2 protein-coding genes are annotated in these 3,134 nt (G+C 71.7%); one reads left to right on the forward strand and one right to left on the reverse strand.

All coding sequences use genetic code 11. From position 1 onward, the window contains the following. Positions 1-144 precede the first annotated feature (144 nt). Positions 145-1,182 carry a glycosyltransferase family 2 protein gene (locus tag C1J00_RS40975; protein ID WP_102913913.1) on the forward strand — a complete coding sequence of 346 codons (1,038 nt, stop codon included), beginning with the start codon at positions 145-147 and terminating at the stop codon, positions 1,180-1,182. Between the two features lie 386 nt (positions 1,183-1,568). Here C1J00_RS40975 and C1J00_RS40985 read toward each other — a convergent pair. Further along, positions 1,569-3,134: LCP family protein (locus C1J00_RS40985; protein WP_439333479.1), on the reverse strand; the 1,566-nt coding region annotated here is incomplete at its 5' end.

A 3,134-nucleotide genomic window follows, 5' to 3' on the forward strand; every position in this document is an offset into this window, starting at 1 on the left:
CCGCGGCGGCGTGGGCATGGGACACCTCCGGACGACGGCCGTACGTGGGATCCGTGAAACCGTAGGCCGATACGATCTGCGGCCTGCGTCACCGCCCCGGCGGCGCGCACCGGTGTCCCCCGTTCGCGGTAACGTGAGCCCCCTATGAACGCCAATCCCGACGTGCGGCACCCCGCCGTTTCCGTGATCATGCCCGTCCTCAACGAGGAGCGGCATCTGCGGGGAGCAGTCCAAGCGATCCTCGCGCAGGAGTACGCCGGCGAGATGGAGGTCGTGATCGCCCTCGGTCCGTCCACGGACCGCACGGACGAGATCGCCGCCGAGCTCGTGGCAGAAGACGCGCGTGTCCACACCGTCCCCAACCCCACCGGCCGTACGCCCGCGGCGCTGAACGCGGCGATCAACGCCTCCCGGCACCCGATCGTCGTCCGCGTCGACGGGCACGGCATGCTCTCGCCGAACTACATCGCGACCGCCGTACGGCTCCTGGAGGAGACCGGCGCGCAGAACGTCGGCGGCATCATGCACGCCGAGGGCGAGAACGACTGGGAGCACGCGGTCGCCGCCGCGATGACCTCGAAGATCGGGGTCGGCAACGCCGCCTTCCACACCGGTGGTCAGGCGGGCCCGGCCGAGACCGTCTATCTGGGTGTGTTCCGGCGCGAGGCGCTGGAGCAGCAGGGCGGCTACAACGTGGAGTTCATCCGCGCCCAGGACTGGGAGCTGAACTTCCGCATCCGTGAGGCCGGCGGGCTGGTCTGGTTCTCGCCCGAGCTGAAGGTGTCGTACCGGCCCCGGCCGAGTGTGAAGGCGCTCGCCAAGCAGTACAAGGACTACGGCCGTTGGCGGCACGTGGTGGCCCGCTTCCACGAGGGCTCGATCAACCTGCGCTACCTCGCCCCGCCGACCGCCGTGTGCGCGATCGGGGCCGGGCTCCTGGTGGGCGCCCTGCTGACGCCGTGGGGCTTTGTGGTGCCCGGCGGCTACCTCGCGGCGATCCTGCTCGGCTCGGTCCCGGCGGGCAAGGGCCTGCCGCTGAAGGCACGGCTGCAGATCCCCGTGGCGCTGGCCACGATGCACATGTCGTGGGGCTGGGGCTTCCTGACCAGCCCGCGGGCGCTGGCGAGGAAGGTCATCGCCTCCCGGCGTCCCGCGGTGCGCGCCGACGCCGCCGCGAGCTGACCCGATGCGGCCATGGGCTCCCTCCTCGACGGGGAGGGAGCCCATGGTGTGCGCGGACACCCCGTGTGCGGTGATCAGCAGCCGGGGCCGCTGCGGGCGCCGTAGCAGTACGACTGCCGTCGGGTCAGCGGGCCCCCACCCGGCGACGGTCGTGACCGCCCCCCTGGTCGGCCCGGAGACCGGCGTGCTCGCCGGTCTCCACCCGGCCTGGCGCGCCAGCCGCATCCAGCCGGCGGAGGCGCTGCGCCGCTGAGCGCGCCGCGTTCCGGCACGACGTGGCGGGGCCCGCCCCCCTCCCGGACGGCGGGCCCCGCTCTCCCGCCCTGGCCATGGCGCCCGACGATCCCGTGCGGCGTCAACCGACGCGGCTCATGCCGCGGGCGCGTTCACCACCGGTAGGGCGGGTACACGTCCATGCACTCCGTCTTGTCCGCGCTCAGCGCGTCCGCCGAGTCGGGCAGATCGCCCGCCTCGGGCGCCTTCTGCTTCGGGTAGGCCGTGCCCTCCCGCCAGTCGCCGCCGATCGTCAGCGTGGTGGTGACGTCGTCCGTGGCCCGCACCTGGCTGCTCGGGATGCCCACCGCCTTCGCCACCGACAGCGCGTTGGCGCGGCCCTGCTCCCCCGTGCTCTTCGGGTACGTCACCTGGGTCCGCGCGTGTGGATCCTGCCGACCGGCGGCGACGGCCTGGGTGAAGCCCTCCTGCTGCAGCGCCGTGGCGATCGCGGCGGCCCGTTGCGGAACGGCGGGCCGCTCGTCGCTCGCCGTCCCGTTGACGACGGTGACCGACAGCCCCGCGGCCGGCGCGGCGGCCGGACCCGTGGCCTTCACCGACGCCGGGGACGGACCCGAGGCCGTGCCCGCGCGCGCCTTTCCGCCCTTGTCGAAGGAGACGTCGTCACGGAGCATCGCCCACATCTTGTCGGCGTCCTGCGGCTTGGGCACCAGGTGGTTGCGGTTCAGGGGGTCCTCGATCCACGGCATCGTCGTCATCGTGATGCGGTTCGTCGGGACCGACTTCAGCTGCATGCCGACGTCGTACAGCTCCTTGACCGTGCCGATCTCCTCGGACACCTTCAGCGCCTTCGTGCCCGCCTCGGCCAGGCCCATCAGACGGCCGGTGTCGGTGAAGACGTTCTGCTCCTTCAGCATCCGGATCATCGCGTTCATGTACATGTGCTGTGCCTTGGCGCGCAGCGGGTCACTGCCCCAGGCATGGCGGGTGCGCAGCCACTGCAGCGCCTCCTTGCCCTGCACCTTGTGCGTGCCGGCCTTCAGCTTCAGTCCGGAGCCGCCGCGCTGGCCGGGCAGCGGCCGGTCCCACACGTTCTGGTTGACGCAGACCGGGACGCCGCCGATGGCGTCCGCCATGTCCACCACTCCGGCGAAGTCGACCATCATCCAGTGGTCGATGTAGACGCCGGTCAGGTTCTGCCAGGTGGCCAGGGTGCAGCCCGGGCCGCCGCGCTGGAGAGTCTCGTTGATGATCGTGTTCTTGGCCGGGTGGGTCTCCCCGGTGTCGGGGTCGACGCACTGGGGGATGTCCACCCGGGTGTCCCGCGGGATGCTCACCACGGACGCGCTCTCGCGGTCCGCCGACACGTGCAGGAGCATCTGCACATCCGCCAGGGGTTTGCTGCCGACGTTGTCCCTGCTGCCGCCGAGCTTGACGTTCTCCGCGGAGTTCCGGCTGTCGGAACCGATCAGCAGGATGTTGAGGGGGGTCTGGCCCGCCGCGTTGGGGCCGGTCTTCTTGATGTCGGACTCGCCGCTGTTGCGTTTGCCCTTGTCGATGTTGCCGTTGAGATGGCGGTAGTAGAGGTATCCGGCGCCGGCCGTCCCGAGTATCAGTACGGACAGCACGATCGCGAACCAGCGCACTATCCGGCGTCCGCCACCCCGCCGTCGGCCATGCCGCCGGCCCTGGCCGCCCCTGCCTCCCGCGATCCCGCC

The sequence above is a fragment of the Streptomyces cahuitamycinicus genome, assembly GCF_002891435.1.
Lineage (GTDB): Bacteria > Actinomycetota > Actinomycetes > Streptomycetales > Streptomycetaceae > Streptomyces > Streptomyces cahuitamycinicus.